15 protein-coding genes are annotated in these 19,314 nt (G+C 61.3%); 3 read left to right on the top strand and 12 right to left on the bottom strand.

Translation table 11 applies throughout. From position 1 onward, the window contains the following. Window positions 1-86 precede the first annotated feature (86 nt). The 8 genes from IH615_RS19920 to IH615_RS19885 all read right to left on the bottom strand — a co-directional run bounded on the left by IH615_RS19920 (window position 87) and on the right by IH615_RS19885 (window position 10,292). A complete protein-coding gene (locus IH615_RS19920) occupies window positions 87-701 on the bottom strand; it encodes a hypothetical protein (protein WP_291364691.1) in 615 nt (204 codons plus the stop codon). Between the two features lie 1,100 nt (window positions 702-1,801). Then, window positions 1,802-2,278, bottom strand: coding sequence for an SMI1/KNR4 family protein (locus tag IH615_RS19915; RefSeq protein WP_291364689.1), 477 nt, complete (start codon window positions 2,276-2,278; stop codon window positions 1,802-1,804). Between the two features lie 289 nt (window positions 2,279-2,567). After that, a complete protein-coding gene (locus IH615_RS19910; RefSeq protein ID WP_291364687.1) occupies window positions 2,568-3,335 on the bottom strand; it encodes a tetratricopeptide repeat protein in 768 nt (255 codons plus the stop codon). 229 nt (window positions 3,336-3,564) lie between these two features. Next, complete coding sequence (ugpC, locus tag IH615_RS19905) at window positions 3,565-4,659, bottom strand: sn-glycerol-3-phosphate ABC transporter ATP-binding protein UgpC (protein WP_291364685.1); 1,095 nt, start codon at window positions 4,657-4,659, stop codon at window positions 3,565-3,567. Window positions 4,660-4,663: 4 nt separating this feature from the next. After that, entirely contained in the window at window positions 4,664-5,491 is an 828-nt protein-coding gene (locus IH615_RS19900) for a carbohydrate ABC transporter permease (protein ID WP_291364683.1), read from the bottom strand. After that, window positions 5,488-6,393 (bottom strand): sugar ABC transporter permease, encoded by a 906-nt coding sequence (locus tag IH615_RS19895; protein ID WP_291364791.1) that lies wholly within the window; start codon window positions 6,391-6,393, stop codon window positions 5,488-5,490. The genes IH615_RS19900 and IH615_RS19895 overlap by 4 nt, the downstream gene beginning before the upstream one ends. 221 nt (window positions 6,394-6,614) lie before the next feature. Further along, window positions 6,615-7,913, bottom strand: coding sequence for an extracellular solute-binding protein (locus IH615_RS19890; protein WP_291364681.1), 1,299 nt, complete (start codon window positions 7,911-7,913; stop codon window positions 6,615-6,617). A 60-nt stretch (window positions 7,914-7,973) separates the two neighbouring features. After that, window positions 7,974-10,292, bottom strand: coding sequence for an alpha-L-rhamnosidase (locus tag IH615_RS19885; protein ID WP_291364679.1), 2,319 nt, complete (start codon window positions 10,290-10,292; stop codon window positions 7,974-7,976). A gap of 191 nt (window positions 10,293-10,483) precedes the next feature. Here IH615_RS19885 and IH615_RS19880 point away from each other — a divergent pair, with 191 nt between their 5' ends. Next, complete coding sequence (locus IH615_RS19880) at window positions 10,484-11,575, top strand: LacI family DNA-binding transcriptional regulator (protein ID WP_291364677.1); 1,092 nt, start codon at window positions 10,484-10,486, stop codon at window positions 11,573-11,575. A 105-nt stretch (window positions 11,576-11,680) separates the two neighbouring features. Here the strand turns inward: IH615_RS19880 and IH615_RS19875 are convergent, their stop codons facing one another. From IH615_RS19875 to IH615_RS19860, 4 genes are read right to left on the bottom strand one after another with little or no spacing between them, the layout of a single operon-like run. Then, window positions 11,681-12,661: a TIM barrel protein gene (locus IH615_RS19875; protein WP_291364675.1), complete on the bottom strand. Its 981-nt coding sequence runs from the start codon at window positions 12,659-12,661 to the stop codon at window positions 11,681-11,683. Further along, on the bottom strand, window positions 12,658-14,160 hold the full coding sequence (locus tag IH615_RS19870) for an FGGY family carbohydrate kinase (protein WP_291364673.1): 1,503 nt from the start codon (window positions 14,158-14,160) through the stop codon (window positions 12,658-12,660). The genes IH615_RS19875 and IH615_RS19870 overlap by 4 nt, the downstream gene beginning before the upstream one ends. Next, complete coding sequence (locus IH615_RS19865; protein ID WP_291364671.1) at window positions 14,157-15,113, bottom strand: transketolase C-terminal domain-containing protein; 957 nt, start codon at window positions 15,111-15,113, stop codon at window positions 14,157-14,159. The genes IH615_RS19870 and IH615_RS19865 overlap by 4 nt, the downstream gene beginning before the upstream one ends. Further along, window positions 15,113-15,931, bottom strand: coding sequence for a transketolase (locus IH615_RS19860; RefSeq protein ID WP_291364789.1), 819 nt, complete (start codon window positions 15,929-15,931; stop codon window positions 15,113-15,115). The genes IH615_RS19865 and IH615_RS19860 overlap by 1 nt, the downstream gene beginning before the upstream one ends. A gap of 317 nt (window positions 15,932-16,248) precedes the next feature. Between IH615_RS19860 and IH615_RS19855 the strand changes: the two genes are divergently transcribed. Both IH615_RS19855 and IH615_RS19850 read left to right on the top strand, forming a co-directional pair. Next, window positions 16,249-17,085 (top strand): DeoR/GlpR family DNA-binding transcription regulator, encoded by an 837-nt coding sequence (locus IH615_RS19855; RefSeq protein WP_291364669.1) that lies wholly within the window; start codon window positions 16,249-16,251, stop codon window positions 17,083-17,085. 295 nt (window positions 17,086-17,380) lie between these two features. After that, on the top strand, window positions 17,381-19,288 hold the full coding sequence (locus IH615_RS19850; protein ID WP_291364667.1) for an ABC transporter substrate-binding protein: 1,908 nt from the start codon (window positions 17,381-17,383) through the stop codon (window positions 19,286-19,288). Window positions 19,289-19,314 lie beyond the last annotated feature (26 nt).

Here is a 19,314-nt window from a genome sequence, read left to right as displayed (position 1 = left end):
ACCGTCCGCTTTCAGGCATTGGCCCGCGGAGCTTGAACGGCCGGAATGGGGCGCATTGCAGTTCGGCAGCTTTCGACCCTTAGCGGTCACCAAGTTGGAGATTGCGTCCTCTTAAAAGCTGCCGTTTCGAGTTCGGCAATCAATTTGAACCCGACATATTGGTTTCGACGGTTAGCACCACCCATTTGAGCGCTTTGATAGCGATAATATTCGTTCCAATAGCTCATCACCCGGCGCTTGGTAGTATTCCAGTAGGCCTTGTTATGGCTGATGAAAGTGCCGAGTGTGTGGGTCGATTCGGGCGTAAGCGCAGTAGCAACGTCATCCAATATTTCGACGATGTACTCCCCAATAAGCGACACAACGAAGGGTGCTGCCCACGGCTGCAAGTCAGCTAGCAGATCCCGCGCGGCCCGTTGACGTTGGAAACCGTCGTTGCTGCGGGTTTGAAGTGCACGAGCAAGCTGCCAGGCGTCGTCGCTCTCGGTAAGCTGCAGGTCATCTGAGGCAAAGTTCAGTCTTTGCGGGATCAGTACACTTTGTCCCTCGGCTTGCACAACGAACTGCTTCCCGAGCTGCCGCGGTGCCAGCTGACGAGCCACGGCGTCCCCCGCTATTAGTGCGGCAGGACCGTGCTTGGACGAGAACGCTTTGGCCAGCGTGGATCCACTGATCTCAGTTAGCATTTGTTGGTCAGTCATTCAGAAAGGGTGCTGATGCGAATTGATCGAGTCCGGGCGTATCGGAAGATAGCTGCGGTGTAGATGTCCATGACGACACAAAGCCGCATTCCACCCAGTTGTTCAATTTTATTGCTGTTCCCGAGACACGGGACGGGCCCTGGACGTCAAAGACGAAATCGTCGGTTCCATCCCTTGCGATACCGGCGCTTAGCAGTATCGCTTTGAGGTTCGAGATTTGGTCATCTGGCAAATGTTCGTGAAAAGAAACGTTAAACGTCACCACCATATCGCAACCCTAAGGCGCCCTCCCGCAGGGCGGGCGGCTTAACCCGAGCCTGCCGAATAGGGACGTTGAATAAGCAGTCCGTGCTCCAGCAGCGCATATGGAAAACACACCGCGATCCGCGCCACGACTTCATCGAGTCTGAATCACGATGCCACCGAAATGCGCTTCTCTGGCCCAGCAAGGCACGCCATCCACGTACACCTCATTGCTGTCGTAAGGTGCGCGGGTTTCCGCGTAGCTCGCGCTGTAAAGGCCCTGGGGGCCGACATCCCGAGGGACAAGCGGCCGACCGTCTATGTCAGCGGCCCTCGCGGCGCAGTTGCGGCAAAGATACTTGGGGTACCGAGGATTGTCAGCGACAAGCGTGTGACAAATCGGACATTGTTGGCTCATAGTCCTCAGCATACACTTGGCAGGCCACAATCGGGTAGGTGGATCCGCAGATGGTAGATATCCACCTTGAAGCGATCGAGCACACCCATCAATTAGTCGGTACAAACTACGCCTCTACCGGCGATATTCCAAAAGACCACGACATATTTTATCGTTGTGACGAGTGCGGAGATTTCGTTCCTTCCGTGCCGAAGCGCAATCTGGGCTGCAGGTGCGGGAACGTCTTTGTCGATAAAGACTATTGGCGGCTGCATATCGGGGATATGAGCAAGATGTCAGTTCTGAGAAAAACTCCACGCCTCGCCGAACGCAATCCGGCGGGCAGAGGATCTAGTCTCTCCGGTCGGCAACCGACCCCATCTCGGTCATCAGGACGTCCGTCCGGCGACCCTGCTAGCAGACACGGTCTGGACGGCCGGAAATTAGCGATGCTGGGGATTCACTTCTTGAGGGTCTTCAGGAAGTCTGGGTCAATCCATGTTGTAATCACTTGACCGGGCTTCAACTGAATAGTCGTGGCATCGAACGGCTCTAGAAGGTCAAGGAACGACAGGAAACTGTCCGCCAGTTTGGTAGGGCTGCCGGGCAGCTCATGGTCCCAGAAAAACACGGCACCACCCGATGCTCGATCGATGATGATGTAGTTTCCGCCTTCTGCCCAAGCGATTGGGAAAGACCCAGCGCCGAGATTCTCGATATTTTGCGCCTCTCTGGCAATATCCCGTACCGGTATGAAGCCATTCACACCCGCTTCGTTGGTTGTCCCGACCTTGAAAATATTCGGCTCTGGTTCCGCACCGTCGTATAGATGCAGAAATGCCAAAAGGTCAGGCGGCAGCTGCGTTCCAAGCTTCTGTGCAAGGAAGGCGATGTCCTTTTCAGACGCAGAGTTCCCCTTGGTTAGTTCAACTCGCACGGACCTCTCCCATCTCAATCAAGACTGTCGACGGCAGCTTTTACGATAGTGGCGTCTAAAAGCCGCCAGACCGCATTCCACCCCATTTTGACGCGGGCGAGACGCTAACCAGACCGACCGCTTTCGGGAAATCGAAATGCCTGCCCGAACGGCAGATATGGGGCGCGTTGCTGCTGTTGCCCAGTAGCGAAAAAATGGCAGCTTTTAGGATTTCGAGCTTAGGGCTGGAATGACCGAGATGGGGTCGGAACCAGCCATTCACTGACCGTCCCGAAACGAAGCGCGACCCTCAGCCCTGGATCAGGTCCCAGCGGTTCTGCTGGGTGAGCAGCGCGCGCACATAGGCCATGTTGCTCTCGACCTGCTCGGGCGGCAGTTCTGCCGCATAGATGGCCCGGCATTCTTCGAACCGGCCCTGCAGGCCCACGATCAGTGCCAGGTTCTGCCGGATGCGGCTGGTGGCGCCGCGCATCTGCACGGCCCGGCGCAGATGCTGCTCGGCCGCCGGCAACTCGCTGGTCATCGCATAGCTGAGGCCCATATTGGCCTCGATCGAGGCTTCACCCGGGGCAAAGACCAGAGCCTGCGTATAGAGGGTGCGGGCTTCCTGGTTGCGGCCCAACTGGTCCAGCGTCGCGCCTTTGACCAGCAGGGCATTCCAGTCCGGCGCTTCGGGGCGGATCACATTGTCGAGCACCTGTAGTGATTGCTCGAACCGGCCCTCCGCCGTCAGGGCCTTGGCATAGGCGACCGCGATATCGGCATCGCCAGGATACTGGCCCATGCTGATTTCGAGCACCGAAACCGCCTGCTGGCTTTGCCCCACGGCGCGCAATGCGGCTGCATAATGGATGGCTAGGCCCTTGTCCTTGGGGTTGGCCTTGTAGCGGGCAGTGAGCTCTGCGAGGCTTTGCTGGCTCTGGCTGGCCGGCATGCCGGAATAGTCGGGCGAAGGCATGTTGCCGCGGTTGGATGCGCAGGCGCTGATCGCCACGACTGCCACACCGGCAAGCAGCAGGTTGCGCAGCGGTGTGTAAAGGCGGTTCAGCGACGTCACGAGCAACTCCTCGAGCCAGGCGGCACGATATGCCCTTCAATAAATCATTAACCCTAACAGCCGGTTAAAGGCGGGCTTGCGCGCAGGACGCTAATGCTGGCGCAGTTGTGGGCGGTACGGCCCGTGGCGCCGCAGGCGCAGCGTTCTATTGCTGGTTGCCGGGTCGATCGGTTCGGCCCTTGGACGCCCCCGAAGCACTGGCCGGGACCAATCCTGAGGCTGCAACGCCCTAGGCCAGAGGTTTCTCGGCCGTTACGGCTTGGCCGCCGGCGTCGAAAACGGCGATCTTGGCGCGGTCCAGGTTCATGATCAGAGACGCACCACGCTGAAGGGCCTGGTCGCCGTCGAGAACCGCCAGCCAGGATGCGCCTGATGGAAGCTCGATATTGACATTGGTCTCGTTGCCAAGCCGCTCGATAAGACCAATGCGCCCGACAATGGCACCGCTCGGCGAGGGGACCAGATCGTGCGGTCGGACACCGATTGTCAAGACATCCCCGGCCTGGACCGCATTCAAGGGGATTTCGAGTGTCATGGCGGCAATGTCCTTGCCGCTGATGGTCACAGAAGTGCCTTCGACCCTGTCCACGTTGACCGGGGCAAAGTTCATTTTTGGCGAGCCGATGAAACCGGCGACAAAGAGATTGGCAGGGCGCTGATAGAGTTCGATCGGCGACCCCACCTGTTGCACCACGCCGCCATTGAGCACCACGATCTTGTCCGCCAAAGTCATGGCCTCGACCTGATCATGGGTGACATAGATCATGGTTGAACCGAGTTCGTCGTGCAGCTTGGACAGTTCCATGCGCATGTCGACGCGCAAGGCTGCGTCGAGGTTGGACAACGGTTCATCGAACAGGAAAACTTCCGGCTTGCGCACGATGGCGCGGCCGATGGCGACGCGCTGGCGCTGGCCGCCGGACAACTGCCCCGGCTTGCGCTCGAGCAGGTTCTCCATCTGCAGGATGCGTGCCGCTTCGCGGATCTTGGCGTCGCGCACGTCCTTGGGCGTCTTGGCCAGCTTGAGGCCAAAACCCATATTCTCGTAAACCGTCATATGCGGATAAAGCGCATAGCTCTGGAACACCATGGCAATGCCGCGGTCGCGTGGCTCGACCGCATTGCACAGCGTGTCCCCGATCCACAACTCGCCTCCGGTAATCTCCTCGAGCCCCGCGATCATGCGCAGCAGGGTGGATTTGCCGCAGCCAGAAGGCCCGACGAACACCACGAACTCGCCATGGTCGACACTCAGGTCGACGCCCTTGATGACTTCGACTTCGCCATAGCTCTTGTAGAGCGATTTCAGTTCCAGTCCGGCCATGTCGTTATCCCTTGACGGCGCCCGCGGTCATGCCTGCCACGATCTGCCGGTTGAAGAACAGGAACACGATCAGCGGCGGAATGGTGATGAGCACGATATTGGTGAAGAGCAGATTGTAGGACGTGTTGAACTGGCTCTGGAAATTGTAGAGCGTCAGCTGCACCGTCGCATTGGCATTGCCCGGCAGGTAGTAGAGCGGGTTGGTGAAGTCGTTGAAGATGGCTACCGACTGCACCACGATATTGGTGACGGTCACCGGCCAGAGCAGCGGCAGGATCACCTTGAAGAACACATCGAACGGCCGCGCCCCATCGATGATCGCCGCCTCGTCCAGCTCGCGCGGAATGGTGGAGATGAAGGCGCGGTAGAGCAGGATTGTGAAGGGGAGCCCATAGGCCACCTCGATCAGGATCAGCCCATGCAGCCGCCCGAACAATTGAATGCCCTGCAGCAGCCAGATCGTCGGCACAACGGCGGGCGGGATCATCAGACCGGCGAGGATCAGAAATTCGATCAGCCCGTTGAGCCGCGTCTTGCGCCGCTGCAGCACGAAGCCGACCATGGCGCCGAAGATCACCAGCAGGGCGACGCTGGCCACCGTCAGGATGCTGGAATTGACGAAGGCGGTCACCAGCATCCAGTTGCGGGTGGTCACCACCTCGACGATGTTGCCCCATAGATAATTGCCCTGAGGCCACGAAAAATCGAGCAGCGAGGCCTGCTTCGGGTCCTTGAACGCGGTCAGGACAATGAAGGCGAAGGGCACCAGGAACACCACGACCGATACCAGTATGGCGACGGCGCTGAGCCAGTATTTGCGGATAAAGCTCATTCATGCCCCTCCTTGCGGTTGAGCATCATGGTCAGCGGCACCACCAACACGGCAATCAGCACGAACAGCACCACATTGCCCGCTGTCGACAGGCCATAGAAGCCTGACTGGTACTGCTTGTAGATCACCGAGGCGACCGTATCGGAAGCAAAACCCGGACCGCCGCGCGTCATGGCCCAGATCAGGTCAAAGGTGCGAAGGCCGCCGATAAAGCTCAGGATAATCACCGTCGAGGTCGCTGGCCGGCAGAGCGGCAGCGTGATGTAGAAGAAGTTCTGCAGCTTGGTCGCGCCGTCGATACGCGCGGCTTCGTAGTAATCCCTAGGGATGGCGACAATGCCCGCAATGTAGATGACGGTGGCCAGGCCGACGCCCTTCCACACATCCACCAGCGCCACCGAATAGAGCGCCAGATTGGGGTTCACCAGCCAGCCGGGACCCTTGATGCCCAACAGCGCCAGGCCCTCGTTGATCATGCCATTGGTGGGATGCATCAGCACCGTGAAGGTGATGCCCACGCCCACCGTCGAGACCAGGACCGGAAAGAACACCACCGAGCGCAAATAGCCGCGCGCCGCGATCTGGCTGGTCAGGAGCACCGCCAGCAAGAGACCAAGCACAACCTTCATGCTCGATGTGATCACGGCATAGATCACGGTATTGATGAGCCCCTTGATCAGGAACGGCTCGCGCAGAAACTGAGCGAAATTGTCCAGGCCGATGAAGGTGGAGTTGAACAATGTCCAGCGCGTCAGGCTGAAATACAGCGACGCCACGGTGGGTAGCAGGAACAACACACCATAGATGATGGCTGCGGGTAGAAAGAACCAGCCCGGATAGGGCGAGCGTCGCCGCGGTGCGGCAATCCTGGCGGGGGTCACAGCCAACCCGCTCTGCGTCATATCGGCCATCAACTCCTCCTCAAGGTCGGCGGCCCCGGATGAGACCAGACACCCGGAACCGCCTCATGTGCAAGGGCGCATGACCCCGCCTTGGAACCGCTCCCCGGTGTGGCAATTGGCGGCGATCTCGAGAGCCGGAGCGTAGCGTACTTGAATACGTGAGCACCGGAAGCGCAGAAGACGCCGTCAATTGACCGCCAGGGAGTGGTTCCACTCGGGGTTTACCAGCCGGGGAGGCCGAGCTGCTGCGCTTGCTTGCGCACGTCCTCGTCGTAGAGCGCGGCGCCGTCGGCGGCGGTGCGGATGCCCGAGCCGACTTCAACGGTGATCTGCTCGAGCGCGGGCCCCTTGATGGGCGACAGGAATTCGAGCGCCGGACCGTTCTGCCCGCCTTCGGCAAAGTAGGGCAGCATGTCGCTCACGGCGGGCGGCACGTCTTCGGGCAGGCTGCAGCCATTGATCAGGTAGGGACCCGAAGCGCCACCTGCGCGGGTCTGGGCCTCACAGCCTTCAACGCTGGCGGCGAAGGCCACAAACTTCATGGCCGCCTCGAGATTCGGTGTCGTCTGCGGGACATAGAGGCCATCCGGCATCCACACAGTCAGGCCGTTGAGCTCTGCCTCGTCGCCAGGCTGGGCGAAGAAGCCGACATCATTGATATTTTCCGGGTAGGTCGAGGCGATGGCGGTCGTTGCAAAGGTCAGCATCGGATAATGCGCACCCTCGCCGGTCGCAACCATGCGAATGCCGTCGTCATACTTGGCGGCGCCGAAATCCTCATTGAAGAAGCCTGCTTCAAAAGTCTCCTGCAGCTTTTCGAAGCCGCGCAGTGCCGCTGCATCGGTCCCGAACTTGGCCTCGCCCGCGGTGTAGCGGCCGGCAAAGGAGCCATCCTTGGCAGAGACGTTGTAGTAGTCGGCGAGCACGAAGAGCTGGCTGGTCCAGGTATCGCCATAGGTCTGGATGACCGCGACCTTGCCGGCAGCCTTGATCTTCTCGTTATTGGCCATGAACTCGGCCCAGGTCGTGGGCACGGCGAGGCCCAGTTCTTCATAAATGGCCTTGTTGTAGTAGATGCCACCGCCCATTGCCGCGCCCATCGGGGCACCGCGCACTGTACCATCGGGGGCCGTCACCACCTGCTTGAACGAGGCCTGCACATCGGCCTGCCAAGGTTCGTTGGTCATGTCGACAAGGAACTGCGCGGGGTTGATGGCCTGGAACAGCGAGCCGGAATTGTAGCGGAAGATGTCGGCCATCGTACCAGTAGCCAGGCGCGTCTTGATCAGGTTGTCGCCCTCCGACCCGCCAGGACGCGTCTCGATATCGATGTTGATGTCGGGGTTGGCGGCCTCGAAGGTTTTCACCAGTTCCTCTGCAATGGCGACGCCGTCGGCACCACTGGGAACGAGGTAAGTGAGGTTGATGCTCTGCGCAAAGGCAGTGCCTGATAGGGCAGTCATGGCCAGCAAGCCGGCCGAGAAGCCGGTCAGCATGGTCCTGCGGGTCGTCTTGGTCATTGGTCTCTCTCCCATTTTGCCCGCACCATGCGGACTGTTTTCACTGCCGCCGCCTGTTGCTCAGGGCGTTCGGGCATTGATGGCGTTGTGGTTCCGCATCGCGCGCGGCACCGGGGTGTAGGTGAAGGTGATGACGTGGCTGCCCGGCGTGAGCGCAAAGTCGCCCCGCCCGTTCCAGCTTGCGCCATCCACCAGAACGTCTGAGTAATCGTCGCGCAGCCGCAGCACGCCGCGCGAACCGGCAGGCACCTCGACCGCGTAGCGCACGGTTTCGCCCGTCGCTGTCCATTCCGCCCGGATCGGGCCACGCGGGCTGTCGTGGCTGGCCTTGACCGGCGACAGGTCGCCGATAATCGTCGGCTCGAACACGATGGTGGCAAAGCCCGGATCCGCTGCATCCGGCCGGAATCCCGCCACCGCTTCGAGCAGCCACTGGCACACCGCGCCATAGGCATAGTGGTTGTAGGAATTCATCTGCGGATTGTAGATCGTGCCGTCCGGCTGGATGGCATCCCAGCGCTCCCAGATGGTCGTAGCGCCCATCTTCACCTGGTACAGCCAGCCCGGCACGTCCTCCTGAAGGAAGACGTCGGCAGCAAGACCAGGCTCTCCGATCTTGACCAGGGCCGGCAGCAATGCTGGCGTTCCGATGAACCCGGTGCCGATGCGGCCATCGGAGCGGGCGATGGTGTTCTTGAAATACTTCCTCGCCGATTCCCGTTTGTCCTCGGGGATGAGGTCATGCAGGAAGGCAAGGGCGTAGGAGGTCTGGTCGTCATAGGCCAGGCGTCCTGACGGCGTGATGAACTCACCGGCAAAGGCGGCCTTGACCAGCCGCGCCATTCCTTCCAGCCTTTCGGCCAAGGCGCTGTCGCCAACGATGCGGGCTATCCCCGCCACTTTGGTTGCGGCGATGAACAGATAGATGGTTGCAGCCGCATCATCGCCGATGGTTGGAAGTGGCTTGGCGCTCGGACCGCTGGGCTGTAGCCAGTCGCCAAAGCTGAAGCCTCTGGCGCCCCAGGCCCGTGGCGGCGATACGACCGGGCCATCGCTGATCGACCAGACGAAGTCGACCCACTTGACCATTGCCGGCAGCACTTCGCGCAGGATGTCGGTATCGCCGTAATGCAGATACATCTGCCAGGGGATTTCGTAGATCGCATCGCCCCAGCCGGTCGAGCCGAAGAAACCGGGATAGTTCTCCGGGTTGAGCCGCGTCGGGTCGGGGCAGACATGGGGAACGGCGCCGTCTTCCCTCTGGTCGGCTACGAGGTCGCGTATCCACTTGCGAAAGAAGGCCTGGGCATCGGCGAGATAGCATGCCGTTCCGGCAAAGACCTGCGCGTCGCCGGTCCAGCCCAGACGCTCGTCGCGCTGCGGACAGTCCGTCGGCACTTCGATGAAGTTCGCCCGCTGCGACCAGAGCGTGTTGAGGAACAACCTGTCCACCAGTGGATTGCCGCTGGTGAAGTCCGCCTTGACCTCGGTCACGGAGCTGATCGGCACCGAAACGATGCTCTCGAGCGTGGCATTGCCTTCAATGGTCACGCGGACATAGCGATATCCCTGGAAGGTGAAATAGGGGCGATAGTGTTCCTTGCCGGTGCCGGCCAGGACATACTCGATGCGGGCGGCGGCGGTGCGATAGTTGCCGTTGTAGAACTGGCCGTCCTTGTCGAGGACTTCACCGTGCTCCACCGTAATGCGTGCGCCCGCGGCCCCGCTGACGGTCAGCGCGACATTGCCGCCAACATTCTGGCCAAAGTCATAGGTGGTGCGGCCGCTGTCATCAGTCCGCTGACTGACGACGGCAATCGGGGCCAGCTCACGGACCGGCGTGGTCTCGTGCGGCACCAGCGTGGCGGTATCAAAGGCCATGGCTTCCGTGCCGGCAGTGACCTTCGGCACGATGCGGGCATCGAACACTTCGCCGAAATAGATGCCCGACTTGCGGATCGGCAGTTCGCCACTGCCCCAGCTGTCGTCGGTGGCCAGCAGCACACTGCCGGCATTCGGCGCCGTCCGTAATTCCGCGAAGGCGGCGATCTTGTCGCCCCAGGTGTTGAAGATCGGGGAGCGACCCCACATCATCTGCGAACGCAACCAGCCATCGGCCAGCCAGATCTCGATGTGGTTCTCGCCGGCGCGCAGGAGCTCTGCGACCGCGTAGGTCTGGAAGCTTAGGCGCTTGTCATAGACCGTCCAGCCTGGGGTAAGCAGATCATTGCCGACCCGATGGCCATTGATGAAGGCGCGATAGAGGCCAAGGGCGCTGATCAGCAGGGTTTCCTGCCCGGCCACGCTATCGAGCGTGAACCTCTTGGCAACGAAGCTGGCGGGCGTGCCGACGCCTTTGTCCGCCAGGGGATGGATCATCCTCGCAGCCCAGGAACCGGTGTCGATCTGTCCGTGCTGACGATCTAGCGGCTTCGAAAACATCCGTCATTCCCCTCCCGGTCGATTTTGGATAACGTTATCCAGATATCGTTATCCAAATCAACCCCCTTTCGCCGCGCTTGATCGCGGCGGGTAACGGTCCTAGATCGGTGTTCAGCTCGGAGCCGCTAATGAAGACCACTCAATCTGCGCCCAAGAAGGACGTGAGAGTTACGATCAAGACCGTTGCGGAACATGCCGGCGTGTCGGTTCCCACCGTCTCCAAGGTGTTGCGCAACGCCTATGGCGTCAGCGCCAAGGCCCGCTCCCGGGTTCTGGCGTCCATAGACCAGCTGCAATATCGCCCGAGCGCGTCGGCCCGGGGAATGCGCGGACAGACCTACACGATCGGCATTGTCATGCCCGATGTGCGCAACCCGTTCTTCCCGACCATTCTGGAAGGGGTAGAGGCCGTGCTCGCGGAAACGCCCTATGTCACCCTGACAGGCATAGTCGGGAAGCCGGGCAAGGTCGTTTCCATCGTGAACGCGATGCTGGACCGGCAGATGGATGGTATCATCATGATCGGACAGCGCCTGCCGCCCGAGGAGATGAAGCTGGTTGCAAGCGCATTGCCAACCGTGATCGTTGCGCATCATGAACCCGATGCCCTCACCTTCGATACGGTGAACAATGACGACCTGCGCGGCGGTCAACTGGCCGCTGACCATCTGCTTCAGCAGGGCTACAAGAACCCGGTAATGGTGACGATTACACGCCAGGACATCGTGCGCATGGACGTCGACCAGCTTCGCGTCGAAGGCTATCGCCGAGCGCTCGCTGCGGCCGGCATTTCCGTCCCGCGCGTGGTTGCCTCGGCCGACATGCTCGACGACGTCACTGCCACCATCCGGCATCTGCTCGAAGGCGAGGACCCGCCGGACGCCCTCTTTGGTTGGGCGGACTATTACGCACTCGAAATTCTCAGCGCGGTCAGGGCCTTGGGATACCGGGTTCCCGAAGATGTAGGCATTATCGGCTACGACAATTCCGACCCGTGTTCCTACACCCAGAACGACCTCACCAGTATCGATCAGTCCGGGCAGGAGATCGGCAGGCGAGCCGCGCAACTCCTGCTTGAACGGATCGGCGGCCGCACCGAGGCCGTTCATGTGGTGACCGAACCCAAGGTGGTCGGGCGCGGCAGTACGGGCAGGATTCCGCCTTTGGATGAAGCTGCGGCTTCCAATGGCGCCGAATTCGGCTCCCCGCAAGCCATCTAGCCGATGGCGGCGCTGGTCGGGGCGACCGCGCCGCCAATTGTGACGTCGGCATTGGGCGCTAGCGAACTGGAAGCCTGTCGCGGACGGGATTGCCACTAACCTGCCCTACATTGCCCCGAAGAGCGCTTTCTGGGCGATCTTGAGGGCGCCGATGGCGTCGTGCTTGCTCTGTGCCTCCTTGAGGGCATCGACATCGAGGGCATCCAGCCCCTTTGCCGCCGCCTTGAGAAAGTCGATGGCGTGGTTGGCAGTGGCAACACTGTCCTCGCGGAAGGGGAACTGGTCCAGCTGCCAGACGCCCTCCCATTTGTTCTTGCGCAACACGTAGAAAAACTCGAAGAGCTCGATGGGATGCAGGCTCCCGGCCACCAGGTCGTCGTCCCAGGAGCGGTAGTTGTCGTTGACGTCCATGCCGAACAGGCGCCCGTAATCGATCGCCAGCTGTGCGCTGTCGGCCGCCGATTCACCGCCCATGATGGCATGGCCGAAATCGAGCAGGATGCCGATATTGGGCAGGCCGATCTTCTCGATACCCAGAATAGTGCGGGCAACCGAACCAAAGCTCATGCGCACCCGCGGTTCGCGTGGCTTGTATTCGATGACGAATTTGAGATCGGGGTTCTCGCTGGCCAGCTGCCCGACGCCGTCGAGCGAGCGCTGCCACTGGGTGCTGTAGTCGACCTGGAAAGGATAATCCCAGCCGTCCTGACCGGGCCAGAGCTTGACATAGTCGGCCCTGTGAAAACGCACCACGTCGCACGCGGCGGTGACCAGTTCGTGCGCCTTGCGGCGCAGCCCGGCATCGGGATTGGTGAAGGCGCCCTTGACGAAATCGCGCGTGTAGATTTCCGGCGTGATGCCGATGACGCCGAGCTTGTTGCGATCGAGGGCAGCCTTGACCTGCTCATTGCTGAATTCGCCGCCGAAATAGGGCCAGTTGAGATCCACGACCGACAGGTCGCGCACCTGGCCGGCGAGGTCGATGGCCTCGATAATATTGCGTGGCGTGCCATAGCCGTCCGTCGCGTAGCGATCGAGATAGGTGGCGAAATGCCAGATGCCGGCGCCGTAACGCTGGTTGCTCATTGGTGTCCTCCATGGGGCCGCCCGTTCGGGGCATGTGTGGTCAGAGTCTGCGTGATGGCGCTTTGCCAGCGGGCGCGGTGGGCCAGCCGATCGGCCTCTGCCATGCTTGGCAGGTGGCGCCCCACGGCGGGAACCGGCGCCATGGCGACGCCAAGGCCGGCAAAGGCAAGCGCTGCGGCCCCCAGGGCGCTGACCTCTGGCGCGGCCGCGATGGCGACCGGGCGGTCGATGATGTCGGCCTGAAACTGCATGAGGAAACCATTCCGCGAGGCGCTACCATCGGCCCGCAGCTCGCTCATGGACAGGCCCATATCCTGCTCCATGGCGGAAAATACGTCGGCGACCTGGAAGGCGATGGCTTCGATGGCGGCGCGCGCCAGATGGGCCTGCCTTGTGCCCAGGGAAAGTCCGGTAATTGTGCCGCGAGCCTCTGCGCGCCAATAGGGTGCACCCAGGCCGACAAGGGCGGGCACGAAAGCGACGCCATTGCTGTCTGGCACGGTCTGGGCGAGGGAGGACAGGGCCGCCGGGTCGGCGAGGCCGAGCATCTCGGCCATGAAGGCGGCGCTCTGGCCGGAAACGGAAATATTCCCCTCCAGCGCATGCGCGACACTGTCGCCCTGGCTCCAGGCAATGGTGCTGGATAGTCCGTGACCCGACAGCACGCGCCCGGGGGTAAGGGCCATTAGCGAGGTACCCGTGCCGTAGGTGGCCTTCACCGCGCCGGGTGCGCGGACACCGTGACCGAAGAGAGCGGCGTGGGAATCGCCGATCATGGCATGAATGGGAATACCGGCAGGAAGAACCGTAACACCAGCGGCGAGCCGACCAAAATTGCTGTCGGACGAGCGCACCTCCGGCAACAGCGTCATTGGCACGTTGAAAAGACCGGCCAGCGCCTCATCCCAGCGCAGCGCTGCAGTGTCGAAAAGCTGGGTGCGCGAGGCGTTGGAGTGATCGGTGGCATGCACCGCGCCTGATGTCAGCGACCAGAGCAGCCAGCTATCCACCGTTCCGGCGCGCAGCTCACCGCGTTCGGCACGGTTCCGCGCTCCAGGGATATTGTCGAGCAGCCAGGCGATCTTGGCGGCAGGGAAGAGCGGGTCAAGGGCCAGGCCCGTCTTCTGTTCGATGGCCCCGGCATGGCCGTCAGCCCGCAAGGCATCGCAAGCAGGCGCAGAGCGCCGGCACTGCCAGATGATGCAGGGGCCGATCGGCTCGCCACTGATGGCATCCCAGACCACGATGGATTCGCGCTGGTTGGAAATAGCCAGTGCCACGATCTCGTCGCTGCCGCCGGCTTTGGCAACGACTTCGTCGATCACCTGGCATACCCCATCGACCAAAGCCGTGGCTGATTGCTCGGCCCAGCCCGGCCTGGGATAGGTGACGACATTGGGCACCGAAGCCTGGCGCAGCACGCGGCCGTCCGCTGTCACCAGCAAGGCCTTGGTATTGGTGGTGCCCTGATCGATGGCGAGGACGAGATCGGTGCTCATCGCTTGCGCGCGATGGTCTGCCGCACCGCGTCGGCGATGCCGGTTTCGGTCAAGCCGAAATGCTCCATCAGCCATTCGGCCGAGCCTGTCGGCACGAAGCCGGGGAAACCCATGATCCGCATCGGTACAGGCGTATTGGCGGTGACGACTTCGGCCACCGCGCCGCCAAGGCCGCCACGGACGGAATGCTCTTCGACCGTGACAATCGCACCTGTATCGGCGGCTGCCAGAATGGCCGCTTCATCGAGTGGATTGACCGTGGCCAAGTTGACCACCCGGGCCGATATGCCCTCTGAGGCAAGGATTTTTGCCGCAGCGACGGCTCGGTGCACCATTGTGCCATTGGCGATGATGGCAGCATCGGCACCCTCGGCCAGAATTTCAGCCTTGCCGATCTCGAAACGCGCATTATTGCGCTCCAGCGCCGGCACCGGCATGCGGCTGATGCGCACGAAGACCGGGCCGTCCATGGCAGCGGCCGCGCGGATCGCCTGCTCGGTCTGCCAGGGGTCGGCGGGCACGATCAGCGTCAGGTTGTTGAACAGCCGCAGCCAGGCCATATCCTCGATGGAGTGGTGGGTCGGCCCCAGTTCGCCATAGGCGACGCCGCTCGACTGCCCGATCAGCTTCACGTTGACATTGGAATAGGCGATGTCCGCCTTGACCTGCTCCATGGCCCTGCCGGTGATGAAGCATGAGGCGGCCGAGACAAACGGCACCTTGCCGCCATTGGCGAGCCCTGCGCCGACGGCCACCAGCGTCTGCTCGGCAATGCCGACATTGACCATGCGTTCGGGCCAGCGCTTCTTGAAGCCGCCGAGCTTGGATGAACCCAGGCTGTCACTGACCACCGTGACGACACGGCTGTCGTGTTCGGCCAGCGACTCTATTGTGGCGGCGAAACTGTCGCGGCAATCGAACAGGCCGGCTCTGTCGGGGGCTGCTGCACTCATCAAACCAACTCCGCCATGGCCTGCTCATACTGCGCCTGGTTGGGCACGCCATGATGCCAGGCGACATTGTCATGCATGAAGCTGACGCCCTTGCCCTTGAACGTATTGGCGATGATGCAGAGCGGCTTGCCGCGCCCCTTGGGGCTGGTATTCAGCACCTCCAGGAGCTGCCCATGGTCATGCCCATCGATGCTTTCCACATGCCAGCCGAAGGCGCGCCATTTATCGTCGAGCGGGTCGAGTGAAGCCGTATCCTCGGTCCTCGCACCCTGTTGCAGTCGGTTGCGGTCGACGATCAGCGTCAGGTTTTCGAGCTTGCGGTGGCCGGCGGTGAGCGCCGCCTCCCAATTGCTGCCTTCCTGCAATTCGCCGTCGCCGGTCAGCACGAAAGTGCGGAAATCGGCGTCATCCATCTGGCCGGCAATGGCGATGCCGGTGGCAACCGGCAGGCCGTGACCCAGTGGTCCGGTATTGGTTTCGACGCCGGGGAGATAGTTGCGGTTGGGGTGGCCGTTGAGCCGGCTCAGCGGCTGCATGTAGGTAGTGAGCTCGACCTCGGGAAAATAGCCAGCCGCTGCCAGTACCGAATAGAAGGCGCCCGTGCAGTGGCCCTTGCTCATGACGAAACGGTCGCGCGCAGGATCATTGGGCTTGGTGGCATCAAAGCGCAGCACACCAAAATAGAGCGCAGCGAGGATATCGGCTGAGCTGAAGTCGCCGCCGGGATGTCCCAGCTGTGCCTCATAGACCATCTGGAAGCTGCGCCGACGAATCCACAATGCCTTGTCGCGAACAAGCGCGACCAGATCATTGGGCAGGGTTGTTTGATCCGGCGCGGACAATGTCAATGCAGCCTCCCAGGCAACAGCGGTGAGCCGGCTTCAGCGTCCGTGAAACGGCATTCTTTGCCGCCGGCTCAAGGCGCGACGATGTCAGTCGCCGTCTCTTGTTAGCCGGAAGCTATAATGCGTCCTTCCATCACGCAATACGGAAAAGTTTCGATTTTTGAGTTTTACTTTCGATCCCCTTCGGCAATCTCGGTGTGTTGCGCGTTGAATGCGTTGCAATCCGGTGCCGCCAGTGACAAACAGAATGGATGGATTGGGGCTGAAAGTGCTCCGTCACACAGAGGGTGATGATGCAGAAGGCTGGCAAGACCAGGCCCATTCGCGAGCGGATTGCCGCATCCGATGCCGGCCGTCCGCAATTGCTGGCTGAGCCGCGGCGGATGAAGATTCTTGAATGGCTGCAGGAAGAGGGTAGCGCCCGCGTGCGCGACCTGTCGGCCGCTTTCGCCGTGTCGGAAGCCACCATCCGGCAGGATCTGGAGCGCCTCGACAGCGAGGGCTATATCACCCGGGAACATGGCGGCGCCTACCTGCGCTCGGTGCCCCAGCAAGTCCAGTCCATGACGCTGCAGCACGGGCAGAACATGGACAAGAAGCTGCGCATCGGCATCGCCGCTGCGGCCCTGGTGGGTGACAACGAGACCATCATCATCGATTCTGGCACCACCACCACGCAATTCGCCGAAAATCTCAAGAGCCGCCGGGATCTCAACATCATCACCAATGCGCTCAACATCGCGCTGATCCTGGGTGCCATGCCCACCAATACGGTGCATATGCCGGCAGGACAGTTCAAGGCGCCAACGTTGTCGCTGAGTGGGGAGAAGTCGGCCGAGTTCTTTGTCGGCATATATGCCCAGAAGCTGTTTCTGGCGACCGCTGGAATATCCTTCGACGCCGGCCTCACCTATCCGGCAATCGGCGACATCTACGTCAAGCGGGCCATGGTCAAGGCAGCTTCGCACATCTATCTTTTGGCCGACTCCACCAAGATCGGCCGCGTTTCCTTCTCAGCGCTGGGCGGGGTGGAGATCGTCCATACCCTGATCACCGATAGCGGTATCAGGGACGAGGACCGCGCAGAATTCGAACGGCGCGGCGTCGACGTCATCGTCGCCAACTGAGTTTCAGCTTTCATTTTTTTGGTAATTGCGCCACTGGCTGCCGTCAGGGGCATTGACATCGCATATACTCAATCATATTCGTTAGAAATCGCAAAGAAACGAAACTAGTCAAAAAACACCTGCGATGCGCGTCAGGGTATGCGCGAAGGCCCGAGGGAGGCTCTGTCCTGGGATCGACTGCCTGTCGCCATCGTCGGCGCGGCATTGATGGACAGGTATGCCGGCCGAGGGACTCGGAAGCACCCAAACAGAGACGGCGGGCTTAGAGGGTCCAGTCAGTCGAGGAGGACGTAACATGGCACGGCTTGGCCGATTTCTGATGGCGCCGCTTTTGGGCGCGCTTCTGACCACCACCGCCCTTGCGCAGGGGGCAATGACCGATGTCGGCACGCCGCGTGCCGAAACACTCATCGTGCAGACCTTCGATGGTCGCGTGGCAAACCCGGCGGCGCAGAACCCGCTCAATTCCTATGCCATCTGGCGCGGTTTCCGCGAGCTGGGCTGGGGCTATCTGTGGGAAATGAACACGGCGACCGGTGAATCCTACCCGGAAATGGCTGATGGCTTTCCCGAGGTGCTGAACGACGAGAACACCCAGTTCCGCATCAAGATTCGTCCCGGCATCTATTGGAGCGACGGCGTCGAGTTCACTGTCGACGACATCATCTTTTCCTACGACACCGCCTTCAAGTACCGCGAGCAGCTCACCAACGTCGCCAGCGCCACGGTATTCGTGAAGAGCTACAAGAAGATCGACGACTACACGTTCGAAGTCGAGACGGTGAAACCGTCCTATGACCTGGTGACGCGTCTGGGCGTCTATACCTGGGGCACGCCCTTCAACTGGGTGCCCAAGCATGTGTTCGAACCGCTGGGCGACGAGGTCGTGTCGTTCCAGAACGCGCCGGCGGTGACGCTGGGGCCGTACAAGATCAAGGAATTCGATCCCAACGGCTTCTGGCAACTCTGGGAATTGCGCGAAGATTGGGAACGCTCAAGCTGGGGCAATCTTGGCCAGCCCAAGCCAAAATTCATCTACTACAAGGATTTCGGTACCGAAGAGACGCGCGCCCTGGCTTTCGTGCAGAACCAGTACGACGTCGATACCTTCATGAGCCCGGATTCCATCCAGGCTGCCAAGGCCCGTAATCCGGCAGTGGAGAGCTTCTCGCCGACCTTCCCGTTCCACGACATGAACGATGCCTGCTCCTACGGCGTCTACATCAACCAGCAGCGGGCACCCTACGACATGCCCGAAGTGCGATGGGCGCTGGCCCTGTCGCTCAACCTGCAACAGGTTGGCATCAGCGCCATGAGCGGCCAGTTCAAGGCCGGAGTGCTGCCGCTGCCCGACACACCGATCACCGGCCCGGCCTTCTACGATCCCCTCGTTGCCGGCCTGCAGGAGCTGACGCTGGGCGACGGCTACAAGCCGTTCGACCCGGCCTTCAGCACCAAGCTCGTCGAGGCACTGACCGCTCAGGGCATCGATCCCGCGCAACTGCCGACCGGCGACGCGGTCAATGAAGGGTTCGGGCAGGGCTGGTGGAACCACGATCCGGCAGAAGCCGAAAAGCTCCTGGCATCGGTCGGTATCGAGAAGGGCGCCGACGGTTTCTATGCGCTGCCGGATGGATCGCCCTGGGTGATCGAATTCGTCATTCCGGGTGACTGGAACAAAGTGCTGCAGCGCATGGGCTTCTCGATCGCCGATAGCTGGCGGCAGGCGGGGTTCAACGTCAATGCTCGCCAGGTCGATAACGGCGAATACAGCACGGTGCAGAACACCAACGCGCGCAACGAGCTGCAGATCAACTGGTCCAACACCTGCGTCTACAATGCCAATTGGCTGGGCAACTGGAACCAGTTCCGCGAGGAAAACATCAAGCCGGCCGACTCGACCGATCCGCTGAGCGGCAACTATGCCCGCATCACCGATCCAGAAGTCCTGGCCTTGGTGTCGGAAGGTGCCTCGCTACCGCTGGACGATCCCAAGTTCCTCGAGAATGGACGCGGGATTGCCATGGAGATCGTCAAGGACATGCAGATCATCAACCTGATGAACATCCCGACCACGATCCCCACCAACAGCACCTATTGGACCAACTTCCCCAAGCAGGACAACTTCTACGCGGCGCCCTACACCTGGTGGAGCTCCTTCAAGCAGACGGTTGTGAATATCGAGCCTACCGGGCAGCAGTAAGCCCGCGGCGAGGCGGCCCAGGTCCT

It is taken from the genome of Devosia sp. (assembly GCF_014860165.1).
GTDB lineage: Bacteria > Pseudomonadota > Alphaproteobacteria > Rhizobiales > Devosiaceae > Devosia.
Note: the sequence above shows the minus strand (reverse complement) of the source record. Positions and strands in the feature narration are given on the sequence as shown.